Raw genomic sequence first — 15,200 nt, 5'->3', positions numbered from 1 at the left:
GGCACACACGGCATACACAGGCATTTTCGTTCGTATGCCGTCCGCCCGCCGAGCGTGACCGGCGCCACTAAGCGTGCGCTTAGTCACAAAACCCCCGGACCGCCTTGCCCGGCCCTACTCGCCGGTAGCACCATGGTCGAAGGACCTCTGGGCTTCACCCTGCCCAGCCCCGCAACCTGAGGAGCAACCGGCCATGGGCCACTACAAGAGCAACCTGCGCGACATCGAGTTCAACCTCTTCGAGGTGCTCGGCCGCAACGACGTCCTGGGCCAGGGCCCCTACGCGGACGTCGACTCCGACACCGCGCGCGAAATGCTCAAGGAGATGGCGCGTCTCGCCGAGAACGAGATCGCCGAGTCCTTCCAGGACGCCGACCGCAACCCGCCGAAGTACGACCCGGAGACCCAGGTCGTCACGATGCCGGACTCGTTCAAGAAGTCCTTCGCGGCCTACCGCGAGAGCGGCTTCTGGAACATCGACGTCCCGCGCGAGCTCGACGGCACGGTCTCCCCGCCCAGCCTCAAGTGGGCCATGAACGAGCTCGTCCTCGGCGCCAACCCGGCCCTGGCGATGTTCAACGCCTCCTACTCCTTCGCCCGGCTCCTCCACATCCTCGGCACCGAGGACCAGAAGAAGCTCGCGCGCTGGATCATCGAGAAGGACTGGCACTGCACCATGGTCCTCACCGAGCCCGACGCGGGTTCGGACGTCGGCGCCGGCCGCACCAAGGCGACGCAGAACGAAGACGGCACCTGGGACATCACCGGCGTGAAGCGCTTCATCACGAGCGCCGAGTCCGACATGGTCGACAACGTCGTCCACTTCGTCCTCGCCCGCCCCGAGGGCGCTGGCCCCGGCACCAAGGGCCTGTCGCTCTTCATCCTCACGAAGTACGACGTCGACCTCGAGACCGGTGAGCTCGGTGAGCGCAACGGCGTCTACGTCACCAACGTCGAGAAGAAGATGGGCCTCAAGGTCTCGACGACCTGCGAGCTCACCTTCGGTGGCGAGAAGCCCGCCACGGGAACGCTTTTCGGCGACGTGCACGACGGCATCGCCCAGATGTTCCGCGTCATCGAGAACGCCCGCATGCTTGTCGGCACCAAGGCCATCGCGACCCTCTCGACCGGCTACCTCAACGCGCTCGAGTACGCCAAGGAGCGCGTCCAGGGCGCCGACCTCACGCAGCAGACCGACAAGGCCGCGCCGCGCGTGACGATCACGCACCACCCCGACGTGCGCCGCAGCCTCATGCTGCAGAAGGCCTACGCCGAGGGTCTGCGTTCGCTCGTCCTCTACACCGCCTCGCAGCAGGACGTCGTCGACGCTGCCCAGCTCGAGTCCGGCAAGGAGGAGCTCGAGCAGGGTTCGCCCGCCGAACTCGCGAACCGCGTCAACGACCTGCTCCTCCCGATCGTCAAGGGCCTCGGCTCCGAGCGCGCCTGGGTGCTCCTCGGCACCGAGTCGCTCCAGACGTTCGGTGGCTCGGGCTTCCTCCAGGACTACCCGATCGAGCAGTACGTCCGTGACGCCAAGATCGACACCCTCTACGAGGGCACGACCGCGATCCAGGGCCTCGACTTCTTCTTCCGCAAGATCATCAAGGACAAGGCCCAGGCCCTGACCACGATCGCCATGCAGATCCAGGAGTTCGCCAAGGACCTCGGCGCGCACGAGGGCAAGATCGACCGCGAGCGCGAGCTCCTCGGCGAGGCCCTCGAGAACGTCCAGGGCATCCTCGGCTACATGGTCGGCGAGCTCATGAAGTCCGACCCGCGCCAGGGTGGGGACGTCACCAACCTCTACAAGGTTGGCCAGAACACGACCCGCCTCCTCCTCGGCGCCGGTGACCTCGTCGTCGGCTGGCTGCTCCTGCGCCAGGCCGACATCGCCCTCACCGCCCTCGAGGGTTCGGTGTCGGAGAAGGACAAGGACTTCTACACCGGCAAGGTCGCGGCGGCGCAGTTCTACGCCCGCCAGGTCCTCCCCCGTCTCGCCGCCGAGCGCGCGATGGCCGAGGCCACGGACAACGAGCTCATGGACGTGCCCGAGTCCGCGTTCTGACCTCACCGGCGGGATTGAGTCCCGTCACGAACGATCCGGTATGCCGGCCACGCACCTTGCGCGGCCGGCATACCGGCGTCTGGGGCGAGTGTGTCGAGCAACTGGACCGGGTGTGCTGCAGGACGCGCAGCATGTCGCGCGTCCTGCAGCACGGGCCGGAAGAGGTTCGCCCGGCCCGGCGTCAGTGGTGGCCGGTGCCGACGCCACTCGGGCGCAGGACACGGGGGACGAGGCCGAGGCTGACGACTCCGCCGACGACGGCGATGGCGGCCCCGACCGTGAAGGTCGATGTGAAGTCGCCTGCCGAGGGTCGGGCGGCCACGAGGACAGCACCGGCGACCGACGAGAGGACGGCGACGCCGGCCGCGCCTCCGAGCTCGTGGAACGTGTTGACGACCGCCGACCGAAGACCGGACTCGTGCTCGGTGGCGTCCCCGAGCGAGGCGGTGAACGCCGTGACGAAGAGCATCCCCAACCCAGCCGCGGCAACGCCGAGTCCGGCCACGAGGAAGGCGAGGCGGTCCGAGAGGACGGGGCCGGCATACCCGATGGCCGCGAGGCCGAAGCCCACCGGAGCGACGACGCGAGCGCTGACCCGCTCAAGGACGTGGCCGGCGAGGTGCGCGCCGACGATGGTGCCGATTGCCGTGGGCAGGAAGGCGAGACCCGTTGCGAGGGCACCCAGGCCGTGGGCGTGCTGCATCGCGAAGCTGCCGACGAAGAACGCGCCGACGAGGAGCCCTGTTGCCACGAGCATGAGGAAGGCACCTGCGAGGACCGGTCGGCGGGTGAACATCCGCGCGTCGAGGAGGGGCTCGGAGGTGCGGCGCTCGACGATGACGAAGAGCCCGGCCAGGACGGCCGCCGCGGCGAGAGCCAGTCCGGTGGCGAGCGAGAGCCAGCCGTCAGTGCCGGCGACGGTGAGGCCATAGATGGCCGATGCGGTGGTCGCGGTGATGAGAAGAGCTCCGGGGAGGTCGATGCGCCGGCTGGCGGAGGTCTCGGTCGGGGAGGCCGGGTCGACGGGGCGTGAAGCCGCAGCCGGGATCCTCAGCAGGATGGTCGCGAGCAGGGCGAGGCCGATCGGCACGTTGATGCCGAAGATCCAGCGCCACGAGGTCTGGGCGACGACGACGCCTCCGAGGATGACGCCGAGCGCGGCGCCGGTGCCGGCGAGAGCAGCCCAGACGGACATGGCCCGCGCGCGCAACTGGCCAGGGTGGAAAGCCAGAGCCGCGGCGAGCGCTGCCGGGGAGAGGAAGGCAGCGGCCACGCCCTGGAGCGCGCGGCCGAGGAGGAGCGTCGTGGTGCCGGTGGCGAGCCCGGCGAGGGCCGACGCGGCGATGAAGCCGACGAGACCGACGAGTGCGACCCGACGTGCTCCGAAGCGATCGGCAACGCGTCCGCCGGCGAGCATCAGTCCGCCGAAGCACAGCGTGTAGATCGTCATGACCCACGGCAACACCGCTCGGCCGATACCGAGGTCGGTGCCGATGTGCGGCAGGGCGACGTTCACGACGGTGACGTCAAGGACGAGCATGAGCTGGGCCGTGGCGAAGACGGCGAGGGCGAGACCGGCGAGGGGGCCGGGTCGGTTCACGGTCGGCGCGGCGGCCGGGTTCTCGGGAGGTGGGCCGGGGGCGTGGCCCGGGCGGCTTGGTGGGGTGTGGGCGGTGGTCGACATGGTGCGCTCTCCTAACTCGAACATGCTTGTACGGTTTTTGAGACGGTAACATAACCCGTACACCCCTGTACATGTTCTTTCGGAGGCCCTGCGTGACCGCTCATCGCTCCACGCCGACACCGGCCAAGCCGACGCATTCAAAGCCGTCGCAAGCCAAGCAGCCACGCGCCGACGCCCGCCGGAGCATCGCCGCGATCCTCGACGCCGCGATCGCGTGCCTGCGCGACGATCCGAGCGCGAGCCTCGGCGAGATCGCGAAGGCTGCGGGAGTCGGGCGCGTGACCGTCTACAGTCACTTCAGCAACCGGGCCGAACTCCTCCAGGCCGTCCTCGACGAGACCATGCGCCGCTCGCACGAGTCACTCGAGGACGTCGACCTCTCCGGCGCTCCCACCGAGGCCCTCACATCACTCGTCGGCGCATCCTGGACGATCGTCGACGAGTTCCGGGCCGTGCTCCACGCCGCGCAGCGCGAGCTTCCAGCGGACGCGGTCCATGACGCCCACGGCCAGGTCATGGAGCGGCTGCGGGGTGTCGTCGAGCGCGGTCGGAGCAGCGGCGATTTCCGCACCGACGTCCCCACGGACTGGCTCGTCACGACCGTGGTCACTCTCGTGCACGGCGCTGCCGACGAGGTGCGGGCGGGACGGTTCGGCATGGACGAGGCGGCTGGCTACCTCACCTCGACAGTGCTTTCGGCGTTGGCCCCGCGGAGCCACTGACCCCCGCACCGCTGGGCCGAGCGCTCAGCCCAGCCATCGAGCCTGGCGTGCGCCCAGTCATCAGATCAATCGGACGGGACCTTCGGGGGCCGGAGCGCAGATAACGCAAGGTCGCTTCATGGCCGCCCGCGCGAGCGTGCTGCACAAGGCGCGGCATAGCGCGCGTCCTGCAGCACACCCGGGCGCGGTCAGGTCTGCCAGACGGGCGCGACCTCTCGGTGATAGTTGCGGCCGAACGCCTTGCTGAGGATGAACCTCACCGGCGCCGGGACCGTGCCGTTGAGCGAGGAGCGGACCTCGGCCGACGCGCCGTCCTGGATCCACGCGAAGAGCTCGCCGGCCATGGCCGGGCTGCCCTTGCGGAGCTGGCGTTCGACGGCCTTCCACTCTGGGGTCTGCTCGCGCTCGATGATGATCGGCATGACCTCGCGTTCCTCGTGGTCGAGGTGATTGACGGTCGCGCGGGTCGTCTCGGCCACAGCATCGGCAGCAGCCGTGGCGCGGGCGGTCGTGGGCTCGTCGATGAGGTCGTCGAGGGAGCTGGACACGGCACCCAGACCCGCAGCCATGGCCTGGTGTTCGCTCTCCATGGCATCGAGGAGCGTCGGGTCGACAACGTTGAGCGACCGGACGTACGGCCAGACGAACGCGTCCTCCATCTCGTGGTGATGGTGCAGCTGCCGGTCCACCGTGGCCCACGCTCGACGCAGCTGACGCGCCCGCGCTCCGTCACCCTCGGGGAAGCCCCGCAGAGCGGACTCGAAGCGGGCCAAGTCGCGGCGCACCGCGGCGTGGATGATCTCGTTCATGTTCATCTGGGCCACTCATCGACCGTAGACCTCGCCACCCACAGGCCGGTACCCCTCGAGCGGACCACCACCCGGGCACGGGCAGACGAGGAGGGGCGGAGTGCCTGCTCGCCCCTCCCAGAGCAGGCACTCCGCACCGCGTCCGGCGTTCCCCTGGCCGGATCCGGCGGATCCCCCGATCCGCGCTGGTGCCAACACTTGCAGCCCGCGGCCGGGGTGTCGATGGGGAGGACTCCCCCGCGCGACAGACGCGACGAAGCCCCGGTGGCCGTGTGGTCGCCGGGGCTTCGTCGGTATGCCGGGTGGTCGCCTCAGTAGCGCGAGTCCGGGTCGATGCGGGTCTCCTCGACACGCGTGCCCGTGGCCGGGTCGACCTGCGACGAGCGGGTGGAGGTGTAGCCGGTGGGGCGGGTACGTCCGCGCATGGCGAAGGACAGCAGGATTGCGAGGACGCCGGCGGCGATGAGGATCCAGCCGAGGGCGCCGTCGTCCATGCCGGGGATGTCCACCTGCAGGACGAACTTGAGGATCGCACCGAGGACGATGAGGACGATTCCGAGTCCGATGTACATGGTCACTCCTTGTGGCCGGGGTCCGGGTCAGGGTCGCCCGGATCGCTCATCGACACTATCGTCTGCGAGCCCCTGACCTGCGGATTCACCCTCGACTTCTTGCGCTCTTGGGACGGCGAGCGCCAGCGAGTTGTCCCAAGAGCGCAAGAAGTCGAGGGCGGGATCGGACGGCGAGCGCCAGCGAGTTGTCCCAAGAGCGCAAGAAGTCGAGAGCGGGATCGAAACGGCGAGCGCCAGCGAGTTGTCCCACGAGAGCAAGAAGTGGGTCAGGGGCGGGCGGCAAGGACCGATCCGGGGTTGAGGATGCCCTGCGGGTCGAGTGCATCCTTGACGCGCTGGTTGAGCTCCATGATGTCGGGGCCGAGCATCGCGGGCAGGGCGTCTCGCTTGAGCCGTCCGACGCCGTGCTCACCGGTGATCGTCCCGCCGAGCTCGATCGCCGCCGTGAGGATGTCGTCGAAGGCCGCGCGTGCCCGTTGCGTCGAGTCCGGGTCGGCGGCGTCGTACATGACGATCGGGTGGGTGTTGCCGTCACCGGCGTGGGCGACGCAGACGACGTCGACGCCGCGCTCGACGCCGATCTGCTCGACGCGGGCGACGAGGTCGGGCAGCAGCGGGACCGGCACGCCGACGTCCTCGAGCAGCAGCGACCCCGCCGCCTCCGCCGCTGGGAACGCGAGCCTCCGAGCCTGGACGAACTGTGCACCCTCGGCGGCATCGTGCGTGACGAACACATCGACGGATCCGGCGTCGCGACAGGCCATTTCGATGATCGCCATCTCCTGCTCGCGGGCGCCTTCGGGAGCATCCGACTGGACGATGAGGAGCGCGCGGTCGCGGTCGAGTCCCATAGGCGCGAAGTCCTCGACCTGGTTGACGGTCGGCTTGTCCATGAGCTCGACCATCGATGCGCGAACGACCCGACCCATCGCCACGACTGCATCCGCCGCCGCGCGCACCGAGTCGAACGTCGCGACGAGCGTGGACGGCGCCAGCTGGGCAGGGATGAGCCGCAACGTCGCTCGCGTGACGATGCCGAGCGTCCCCTCGCTGCCGACGAACAGCTTGAGCAGTGAGAGTCCCGCGACGTCCTTGATTCGCTTGCCGCCCAACGTGATCAGCCGACCATCGGCCAGCACGACGTCGAGCCCGAGGACGTAGTCCGTCGTCACGCCGTACTTCACGCAGCACAGACCACCGGCGTTCGTTGCGACGTTGCCGCCGATGGAGCAGATCTCGAAGCTCGACGGGTCCGGCGGGTACCAGAGGCCGTGCTCCGCGGCGGCCTTCTTGACGTCGGCGTTGAACGTGCCCGGCTCGACGACGGCGCACCGCGCGGCCGGGTCGATCTCGATCGCGGTCATGCGTTCGAGGCTGATTACGAGTCCGCCCTCGACCGCTGACGCTCCACCGCTCAGTCCGCTTCCCGCTCCGCGGGGGACGACGGGTATGCCGTGACTCGCCGCCCAGCGCACCGCCACCTGGACGTGGTCGGGAGATTCGGCGCGAACGCACGCACACGGCATACCGGCGTCTGGGTCCTTGGCCCAGTCCTGCCGGTACTTCTCGAGCGCTTCGGGTGTTGTCGCGACCACCCCCGCAGGGAGGGACGAGACGAGTTCGGCGACGGCAACGCTGCGATCGGTCACATCGTCCATCCTAGGAACGTGACCCGAATCCTCAGTGTGCTGCTGCTCGTCGCGTTCGGATGGATGACGTCCGCGTGCACCTCAACGGAGCGTTCCGCACGGTCCGGCGACGCCGATTCCGAGCTGCTCGTCGCGGCACGAGACGGTGACACCGGCGGGGTGGCCCAGGCGCTCGAGGCAGGTGCCGATGTGGAAGCCCGTGACGAGCAGCAGCGCACACCACTGCTGCTCGCCGTGACCGGCGATCACGTCGAGGTCGCCCAGCTGCTCCTGACGCAGGGCGCTTCGCCGGACGCTCTCGACGGCCGGCACGACACCCCGTGGCTCGTCACCGGGGTCACCGGCAGCGTCGCCATGGTCGAGGTGCTGCTCCCCGCGAAGCCGGATCTGACCATCAAGAACCGCTACGGCGGGGTGTCGATCATTCCGGCGAGCGAGCGGGGACACGTCGACTACGTGCGCCGCGTCGTCCGGACCGACATCGACGTCAACCACGTCAACGACCTCGGGTGGACCGCTCTGCTCGAAGCCGTCATCCTCGGCGACGGCGGCGAGCGTCACCAGGAGATCGTGCGGATCCTGCTCGACGCGGGAGCGGACCGGTCCATCGCCGACAAGGACGACGTGACGGCTCTGGAACACGCCCGCATCAAGGGTTTTGACGAGATCGCGGCTCTACTCGACGACTGACCCGGCGGTGGCTTCGCGACTGGTTCGCGCCAAGCGTGCCGTGATGCGGAGGCCTCCTCCCTCGCGCGGGGCGAGGGCGAGCGTGCCGTCGTGCGCCTCGGTGATGGCCTTGGCGATGGCGAGGCCGAGTCCCACACCCCCGTGGTCGGTGCGGGTGCGACCGGCGCCGCGCTGGAAGGGTTCGACGAGGGTCGCGAGCTGCGAGCCGCTGACGACGGGGCCAGTGTTCTCGACGACCAGCTCGCACCGCCGCTGGCCGGCGGCAGTGGACACCCAGACGCGCCCTTCCTCGGCGAGGTTGTGGACGACCGCGTTGTGCACGAGGTTCGTGACGAGCTGCAGCAGGAGCGCGGGCGAGCCATCGGTGGGCGCCGCATCCCCGTCGACCTCGAGGGTGACGCCACGGGACTCGGCGAGCGGGAGGAAGGTCTCGGCAGCGTCCTCGGCGAGCAGCGACAGGTCCACGGGCTCTCGGGTGAACGCGCGACGATCTGCCCGGCTCAGCAGGAGCAGTGCCTCCGTGAGGTCGATGGCGCGAACGTTGACGGCGTGCAGCCGGTCGAGCAGGTCGTCGGACTCGCGTGCCGGGTCGTTGCGGGCCACGTCGAGCAGGGTCTGGGTGATCGCCAGTGGTGTGCGGAGTTCGTGAGAAGCGTTGGCCGCGAAGCGTTTCTGCTCCTCGACGTGCGCCTCCAGTCGATCGAGCATCGTGTCGAACGCGTCGGACAGCTCCCGGAACTCGTCGCGGGGACCCTCCAGGCGGATGCGCTGCGACAGCGACCCGTCCGCCACGAGTCGGGTCGTGCGCGTGATGCGGTTGAGCGGGGCGAGCATCCAGCCGGAGAGCAGCCATCCGCCAACCAGCCCGAAGACGACGATGAAGAACATGGCCCAGGCGGCCTTGGGGACGAACGCGCGCTGCAGGTCGCCGCGGTTCGGGGTCCCCGGCCCGCGCGCGATGATGACGTCCGGGACGTAGCGCAGCAACCAGAGCCACACGACGGCCAGGAGGATCGCGCCGGCCACGATGAGGAAGGCGGCGTAGCTCAGCGTGAGCTTGAGCCGCACGCTCATGCCCTGCGGACGGACCGTCACCGCTGCGTCAGGTGGTGTGGCCATGCCCGCCCTCGGCAGCGATGCGGTAGCCGACGCCCTGGACCGTGGTGATGACCCACGGTTCACCGAGGCGCTTGCGCAGCGCCGATACCGTGATCCGGACGGCGTTGGTGAAGGGGTCGGCGTTCTCGTCCCACGCCCGTTCGAGGAGTTCCTCCGCACTGACGACGCCACCCTCGGCAGCGACCAACACTTCGAGGACGGCGAACTGCTTGCGCGTCAGCGCGACGTAGCGACCATCGCGGAAGACCTCCCGCCGGAACGGGTCGAGCCGCAGCCCGGCGATCTCCCGGACCGGCGGACGGTTGTGGGCGCGACGGCGATCCAGGGCCCTCAGGCGGAGGACGAGCTCGCGCAGCTCGAACGGCTTCGTCAGGTAGTCGTCCGCGCCGAGTTCGAACCCGCTCGCCTTGTCGTCGAGGCGGTCGGCAGCCGTGAGCATGAGGATCGGGGTGCCGGCGCCGGACGACACGATGCTCCGCGCGACCTCGTCACCCGACGGCCCGGGGATGTCGCGATCGAGGACGGCGATGTCGTAGTCGTTGAGGTCGAGCAGCTCGAGGGCCGTGTCGCCGTCGCCGGCAATGTCGGCAGCGATGGCCTCGAGACGCAAGCCATCGCGGATGGCCTCGGCCAGCAGGGGCTCGTCCTCGACGATCAACACGCGCATGTCACTGTCGATGCTACGAGCCGGGAGGTATCGCGGACGTATGCAAAACGGCATACGGGCTCGCAACGGGCTCCTCCCTTGACTGGATCACATGATCCAGTCACCGACGCCGCCGCCGCGGCTCCGCTACCCACTCCTCACCCTGCTCACGTCGGCCGTCCTCGCGTCCGCCACCCTCGTGGCCCTCACGATCTGGTGGCCGCTGCACGGTAACGACGGGGCTGCCGCCCAGACCCACACCTCGCCTCCCATCACGGTCGACAGCAGGCCGCCGACCGTGGCCAACCCCGTCAAGCGGGCAACGCGCCTCCAGGCGCCACCGGCGAAACCCGGCTCGTCACAGGGGAATTCGTCCACGGCCTCGGGCGTCCTCGGTGACGATCCCTCCGTGACGAACCTCGACCCGGATCTCCTCGCCGCCCTGCGCGCCGCCGCCGAGGACGCGGAGGCCGACGGTGTGCGCATCGTCATCAACAGCGGCTGGCGCAGCCCGGAGTACCAGGCGAAGCTGCTCCGCGAGGCCGTGGCGAAGTACGGCTCCGAGGAGGAGGCCGCCCGCTGGGTCGCGCCACCCGAGAAGTCCGAGCACGTCTCCGGCGACGCCGTCGACGTCGGGCCCACCAAGGCGACCCAATGGCTCGCCGAGCACGGGCCGGCATACGGGCTCTGTCAGATCTATCGCAACGAACCGTGGCACTACGAACTCCGGCCGCAGGCAACGAGCCAGGGATGCCCGGACATGTACGCCAACCCGACCGCCGACCCGAGAATGCGTTAGCGGGCTGTCGGAGCCGACCGGCAGGATGGTGCCCATGGCGACGACCGTGTTCTTGCATGCCCACCCTGACGACGAGGCCTCCGGCACCAGCGGCACGATGACCCGCCTCTCCCGCGAGGGCCACCGCGTCGTCGTGGTCTATGGCACCGGCGGCGAGCACGGCACGGCACCCGACGACCTGCCCGAGGGCATGACGCTCGCCGACTTCCGGCGCGGCGAGGCCGAGGCGTCGGCGCGCGTGACGGGGACGGAGCGCATCGAGTGGCTCGGCTACACCGACTCGGGCATGGAGGGGTGGGAGCAGAACGAGCACGAGAACTCGTTCCACGCCGCCGACCTCGACGAGGCGGCCGGGCGACTGGTCGAGATCCTTGACGAGGAGGATGCCGACGTCCTCGTCACCTATGACTGGCACGGCGGCTATGGCCACCCCGACCACGTCAAGGTCCACCAGGTCGCCTATCGCGCGGCCGACCTCGCGGCCCAGCGACCGCGCATGCTCGAGACGACGATGAATCGCGACGAGATGCGCCGCGGCTACCAGGAGGCCGTCGCGGCGGGGCAGGCCGATCAGGCGTTCGACCCCGACGAGCCGATCAACGGCGGTGAGCCCCTCGGCACGCCCGAGGCCCAGCTCCACTGGCGCGTCGACGTCTCCGCCGACATCGCGTCCAAACGGGCTTCACTGGCCTGCCACGCCAGCCAGACCAGCGACGTCGGGATGATGCTCCAGATGCCGGAGGACATCTTCCTCGTATGGTTCGGCACCGAGTACTACAGCGAGCCGGGCCGACCTGACGGGATGGTCGAGGGCTGGCCCTTCGCCGACCTCGACGCCGGCTGAACCACTCGGCCTTCCCTGACTCGTCAGAGCCATTGTCGGCCTGACGTGGATTGCCGATGACTGGTCACTGCGCCTTCATCGAAGTTCCGGGTCAACCGGTCGGGCCGCTCCTGGTCGCCATCGCGACTTCCAGGAGTGGGAGGTGGTTATCGAGGATGTCCACGATGAGATCGGGATTGACTCGGAAGTATTCATGCACGACGACATTGCGTAGCCCAGCGATTGACGCCCAGGGTATTTCGTCGTGTGAGGCCTTGAAGTCGTCAGCGAGCGATTTCACCGCCTCACCGATGACCGCAAGGTTTCTGAGCACCGCGTCATACGCCATCGCGCCCATCTCGGGCGAGTCAAGGAAAGGGCGATAGCGCCTGCATCGTTCAATCGCAGCTTGGATGTCCGCAAAGCGCTGCTCTTGCGCGCGGCTCACACAGCCACCGCATCCGCGAGCGCCGTCACTGACACTTCTTCGCGCAGCAGCGAAGCGGTGACGACGTCGACGCGAGTGTGCAGCAGGCTGGACAGCTCCTCCGAGAGCCCGGCAACCCGCAGGAGGTCGTTGCCCCCATCCGGCGTCAACTCGACCAGAAGATCCACGTCGCTGTGCTCACCAGCGTCCCCCCTCGCGACGGAGCCGAAAAGCCGTGGGTTCGTCGCACCGTAGCGATCAAGCAGGTCACCAACCAGCTCCGCGTGCGCCACCAAGGCACCGCGGAGTCGCACGGAGGCGCTGCTCGGCTCGCTCATGCCTCAAGCGTAGCGACAGTCAGCTCAGAGACGGCGGTCGCTGAGGACGGGGAAGCTCGCTCGCGTGCGCTCGACGAGGCCCGGGTCGAGGTCGACCACGAGCACCTCCTCGTCCGCGCCGGCCTCGGCGAGCACCTCGCCCGTCGGCGCGATGACCTGGCTGTGCCCGCCCATATCGGTGCGGGCATGCGTCCCCGCGGTGTTGCACTGCACGACGAACACCTGGTCCTCGACCGCCCGCGCCCGCCCCAACAGGGTCCAGTGGGCCACCCGGGCAGCGGGCCACGCTGCCGGCACGACGAAGATCTCCGCACCTGCGTCGACCTGCTGGCGATAGAGCTCGGGGAAGCGGAGGTCGTAGCACGTGGACAGGCCCACGGTCACGGATTCGTCTGTGCCAGAGGGGATTTCGGCCGTGACGACTTCGGCGCCAGCCTCGAGGAGCTTGGGCTCACCGGAGCCGAATCCGAACCGGTGAATCTTCCGGTATGCCGTCCGCCCACCTTCCGCGGTCACGAGGACGGACGTGTTGGCCAGGGTGCGCGCATCGGGCCCGGTCTCGGCGAGGCGCTCGATGAACGAGCCGGCATGGAGGGTCACTCCGGTCTCGGCGGCGAGCGCCGTCATGGCCGTGACCCAGGGGCCGTCGATCGGTTCGGCCAGGTCGTCCCAGCGCCGGTAGTCGAACCCCGTCGGGCCCCAGAGTTCGGGGAGGACGACGAGGTCGGGCTCGTGCTCGTCGACGGTGGCGCGGACGAGGGTGGCAACCCGCTCGACGCGCTCCGGCATCGTCTCGGCGTCGTCGTAGCCGAGCTGGACCAGGGCGATGCGCATCAGTCCACCTCCTTGGCCTCGTCGCCGAGTCGCTGGAGCCGCGCGTTGTAGGCGCGCAGTGCCGCGTCTTCGTCGCGGTCGGCCTGCCGGTCGAGTCGCACCGTCTCCTGACGGTCGCGACGGAACCATTGTCGCGCCACGAGGATGGCGAGGATCATCGTCGGGGCCTCTCCGAAGCCCCAGGCGATCTCACCGGCCTTCTCCTGGTCCGCCAAGAGCTGCGGACCCCACGGCAGATTGATCTGCTCGAAGAAACCGGGTGCGAGGACGAACTTCGTCCCGGTCAGGGCGACCCCGAAGAACGCGTGGAACGAAATCGTCGCGAAGAGGATGAGCAGCAGCATCGCGGGAGACCACTTCGGCGGACCGGGGTCGATGCCGATGAGCACCCACGTGAACAGGTATCCGGTGAGGAGGAAGTGCGCCAGCATCAGGAGGTGCCCGCTGTGCGTCGTCAGGGCGAGCTCGAACAACGGCGACCAATAGAAGGCGGCGAGGCTGCCGAAGAAGAGCACCGCGGCAACGACCGGGTTGGCCAGCACCTGCATCGCCCGCGAGTGGACGACCTGGAGGATGAGCTCGCGCGGACCCCACGTGCGGTCCTTGCGCGCGGTGAGCGCCCGCAGCGCGAGCGTCAATGGTGCCGCCGGGACGAGGAGCAGCGGCACGATCATCGCCACGACCATGTGCATGACCATGTGCACCGAGAAGAGCACCCGCCCCCAGATGTCGGGCGCTCCGCTCGTCGCCCAGACGAAGCCGACCCAACCCAGGGTCCACAGGATCGTGCGGTGGACCGGCCACGCGTCGCCGCGACGGTCGAGACGGACGACTCCCGCGGCATACAGGCCCACCGCGACGACCGCGATGGTGACCATGAGCCAGTTCGGCCGCCAGGCCGTGAACCAGTCCGCCGCGGCCATCGGTCCGGGGTCGGGGAAGCCGGTCAGCGACAGCACGGTGCTCGGGTCCAACTCCTCCTCCGGGACGGGCGGAGGCGTGCGGCCGAGGACGGCACCGAGACCGAAGGCCGCGGCCATGAGACCCAGTTCGACAAGGACGAGGCGGGCGAAGCCGCTGTCCGAGGTCTCGATCGAGGCGATGACGCGGCGTCGCTGCTGCCAGCCGATGAGGCCGAGCGCCACGAGGATCGCGGTCTTGGCGACGAGCATCGCGCCGTAGGCCGAGTTGATCCCCGAGAACGAACCCAGCCGGATGACGGCCTGCTGGAGACCGGTGAGGGCGACCGCGGCATACGCCCATCCGGCGAGCACCGAATAGCGGGACACGGTCGCGCCGAGGTCGCGCCCGATGCGGGGGCGCATGAGCGCGATGGCGAGCAATCCGCCGACCCACACGGTGACGCCGAGGAGGTGCACGCCGAGCGAGTTGACGGCCGACTCGTGACTGGCGCTACCGGCGGAGTGGCCGGTGAGCGCGACGACGACGATGCCGCCGAGCGCCAGCGCTGCCAGCCACGCGAAGCCGGTCCGCGTCCGGGCGATGAGCGCGCCCGTCGCGACAACAAGAGCCACACCGGTCGAGATCGACAGCACGCGCGTCACCTCGAGGGACCACACGAAGGTCAGGAACTGACGCCCCAACTCCGGGTCACCCAGGCGCAGTCCGGCCAGCGAGGCAAAAGTGAGGAAGACGCCGAGCCCCGCGCTGACGAACCACACGACTCCCGTGACCGCCGCGAGCCGTGACGCCTGGATCCGTCGCTCCGTGGTGCGCCGCTCCGGAACGAGGAACGCCGCCAACCCCAGCAACCCGAGCGTCACCGCCGAGGAGAGGTCACTGACAACGCGCACGAGCGGGAGAGACCAGCGGACTGCGGGCCCCGGATCGTCGAGGACGAGTGGTGCCAGGACACCGGCGAGGGACGCCGCCACGAGCGCGACGACCAGTCCGACGACGGACACGATGGCCACCGGACCCAACGGGGTGCGGTCGGTCGGCGCGCCAACAGGGGTGGAACTCATGTCAGACAGCGTAGGTACCGCCTCGTTAGGCTGCGGCC

15 protein-coding genes are annotated in these 15,200 nt (G+C 69.3%); 5 read left to right on the top strand and 10 right to left on the bottom strand.

From position 1 onward, the window contains the following. Positions 1 to 193: 193 nt before the first annotated feature. Positions 194 to 2,065, top strand: a complete 1,872-nt coding sequence (locus N803_RS11540; protein ID WP_035905405.1) for an acyl-CoA dehydrogenase — start codon at positions 194 to 196, stop codon at positions 2,063 to 2,065. Positions 2,066 to 2,246: 181 nt separating this feature from the next. Here N803_RS11540 and N803_RS11535 read toward each other — a convergent pair whose 3' ends face one another. Then, positions 2,247 to 3,749 (bottom strand): MFS transporter, encoded by a 1,503-nt coding sequence (locus N803_RS11535; RefSeq protein ID WP_084764426.1) that lies wholly within the window; start codon positions 3,747 to 3,749, stop codon positions 2,247 to 2,249. Positions 3,750 to 3,841: 92 nt separating this feature from the next. Here N803_RS11535 and N803_RS11530 point away from each other — a divergent pair, with 92 nt between their 5' ends. Further along, entirely contained in the window at positions 3,842 to 4,471 is a 630-nt protein-coding gene (locus N803_RS11530) for a TetR/AcrR family transcriptional regulator (protein WP_211253508.1), read from the top strand. A 188-nt stretch (positions 4,472 to 4,659) separates the two neighbouring features. Here N803_RS11530 and N803_RS11525 read toward each other — a convergent pair whose 3' ends face one another. From N803_RS11525 to N803_RS11515, 3 genes are all read right to left on the bottom strand, one after another. Continuing rightward, positions 4,660 to 5,286: a hemerythrin domain-containing protein gene (locus N803_RS11525; protein WP_035905404.1), complete on the bottom strand. Its 627-nt coding sequence runs from the start codon at positions 5,284 to 5,286 to the stop codon at positions 4,660 to 4,662. A 305-nt stretch (positions 5,287 to 5,591) separates the two neighbouring features. Then, complete coding sequence (locus tag N803_RS11520) at positions 5,592 to 5,852, bottom strand: DUF6458 family protein (protein ID WP_035905402.1); 261 nt, start codon at positions 5,850 to 5,852, stop codon at positions 5,592 to 5,594. A gap of 266 nt (positions 5,853 to 6,118) precedes the next feature. Continuing rightward, on the bottom strand, positions 6,119 to 7,510 hold the full coding sequence (locus N803_RS11515) for an FAD-binding oxidoreductase (RefSeq protein WP_035905401.1): 1,392 nt from the start codon (positions 7,508 to 7,510) through the stop codon (positions 6,119 to 6,121). A gap of 9 nt (positions 7,511 to 7,519) precedes the next feature. Here N803_RS11515 and N803_RS11510 point away from each other — a divergent pair, with 9 nt between their 5' ends. Beyond that, positions 7,520 to 8,191: an ankyrin repeat domain-containing protein gene (locus N803_RS11510; protein ID WP_245617216.1), complete on the top strand. Its 672-nt coding sequence runs from the start codon at positions 7,520 to 7,522 to the stop codon at positions 8,189 to 8,191. Here N803_RS11510 and N803_RS11505 read toward each other — a convergent pair. Both N803_RS11505 and N803_RS11500 read right to left on the bottom strand, forming a co-directional pair. Then, positions 8,177 to 9,265, bottom strand: a complete 1,089-nt coding sequence (locus N803_RS11505) for a sensor histidine kinase (RefSeq protein ID WP_052112222.1) — start codon at positions 9,263 to 9,265, stop codon at positions 8,177 to 8,179. The genes N803_RS11510 and N803_RS11505 overlap by 15 nt on opposite strands. A gap of 28 nt (positions 9,266 to 9,293) precedes the next feature. Continuing rightward, positions 9,294 to 9,977, bottom strand: a complete 684-nt coding sequence (locus N803_RS11500; protein WP_035905392.1) for a response regulator transcription factor — start codon at positions 9,975 to 9,977, stop codon at positions 9,294 to 9,296. Between the two features lie 91 nt (positions 9,978 to 10,068). Between N803_RS11500 and N803_RS17995 the strand changes: the two genes are divergently transcribed. Both N803_RS17995 and N803_RS11490 read left to right on the top strand, forming a co-directional pair. Further along, positions 10,069 to 10,755: a M15 family metallopeptidase gene (locus N803_RS17995; RefSeq protein WP_035905390.1), complete on the top strand. Its 687-nt coding sequence runs from the start codon at positions 10,069 to 10,071 to the stop codon at positions 10,753 to 10,755. Between the two features lie 34 nt (positions 10,756 to 10,789). Further along, on the top strand, positions 10,790 to 11,599 hold the full coding sequence (locus N803_RS11490; RefSeq protein ID WP_035905388.1) for a PIG-L family deacetylase: 810 nt from the start codon (positions 10,790 to 10,792) through the stop codon (positions 11,597 to 11,599). 91 nt (positions 11,600 to 11,690) lie between these two features. Here the strand turns inward: N803_RS11490 and N803_RS11485 are convergent, their stop codons facing one another. The 4 genes from N803_RS11485 to N803_RS11470 are packed head-to-tail and all read right to left on the bottom strand — an operon-like array spanning position 11,691 to position 15,162. Beyond that, on the bottom strand, positions 11,691 to 12,026 hold the full coding sequence (locus tag N803_RS11485) for a HepT-like ribonuclease domain-containing protein (protein WP_035905386.1): 336 nt from the start codon (positions 12,024 to 12,026) through the stop codon (positions 11,691 to 11,693). Beyond that, positions 12,023 to 12,343, bottom strand: coding sequence for a nucleotidyltransferase family protein (locus N803_RS11480; protein WP_035905384.1), 321 nt, complete (start codon positions 12,341 to 12,343; stop codon positions 12,023 to 12,025). The genes N803_RS11485 and N803_RS11480 overlap by 4 nt, the downstream gene beginning before the upstream one ends. A gap of 24 nt (positions 12,344 to 12,367) precedes the next feature. Next, positions 12,368 to 13,177, bottom strand: a complete 810-nt coding sequence (locus N803_RS11475) for a carbon-nitrogen family hydrolase (protein ID WP_035905381.1) — start codon at positions 13,175 to 13,177, stop codon at positions 12,368 to 12,370. After that, on the bottom strand, positions 13,177 to 15,162 hold the full coding sequence (locus N803_RS11470; RefSeq protein WP_245617214.1) for a bifunctional copper resistance protein CopD/cytochrome c oxidase assembly protein: 1,986 nt from the start codon (positions 15,160 to 15,162) through the stop codon (positions 13,177 to 13,179). The genes N803_RS11475 and N803_RS11470 overlap by 1 nt, the downstream gene beginning before the upstream one ends. Positions 15,163 to 15,200: the final 38 nt, after the last annotated feature.

This window comes from Knoellia subterranea KCTC 19937, from assembly GCF_000768685.1.
Lineage (GTDB): Bacteria > Actinomycetota > Actinomycetes > Actinomycetales > Dermatophilaceae > Knoellia > Knoellia subterranea.
The sequence above is the reverse complement of the archived record's forward strand: the minus strand, read 5'-3'. Positions and strand labels throughout refer to the sequence as shown.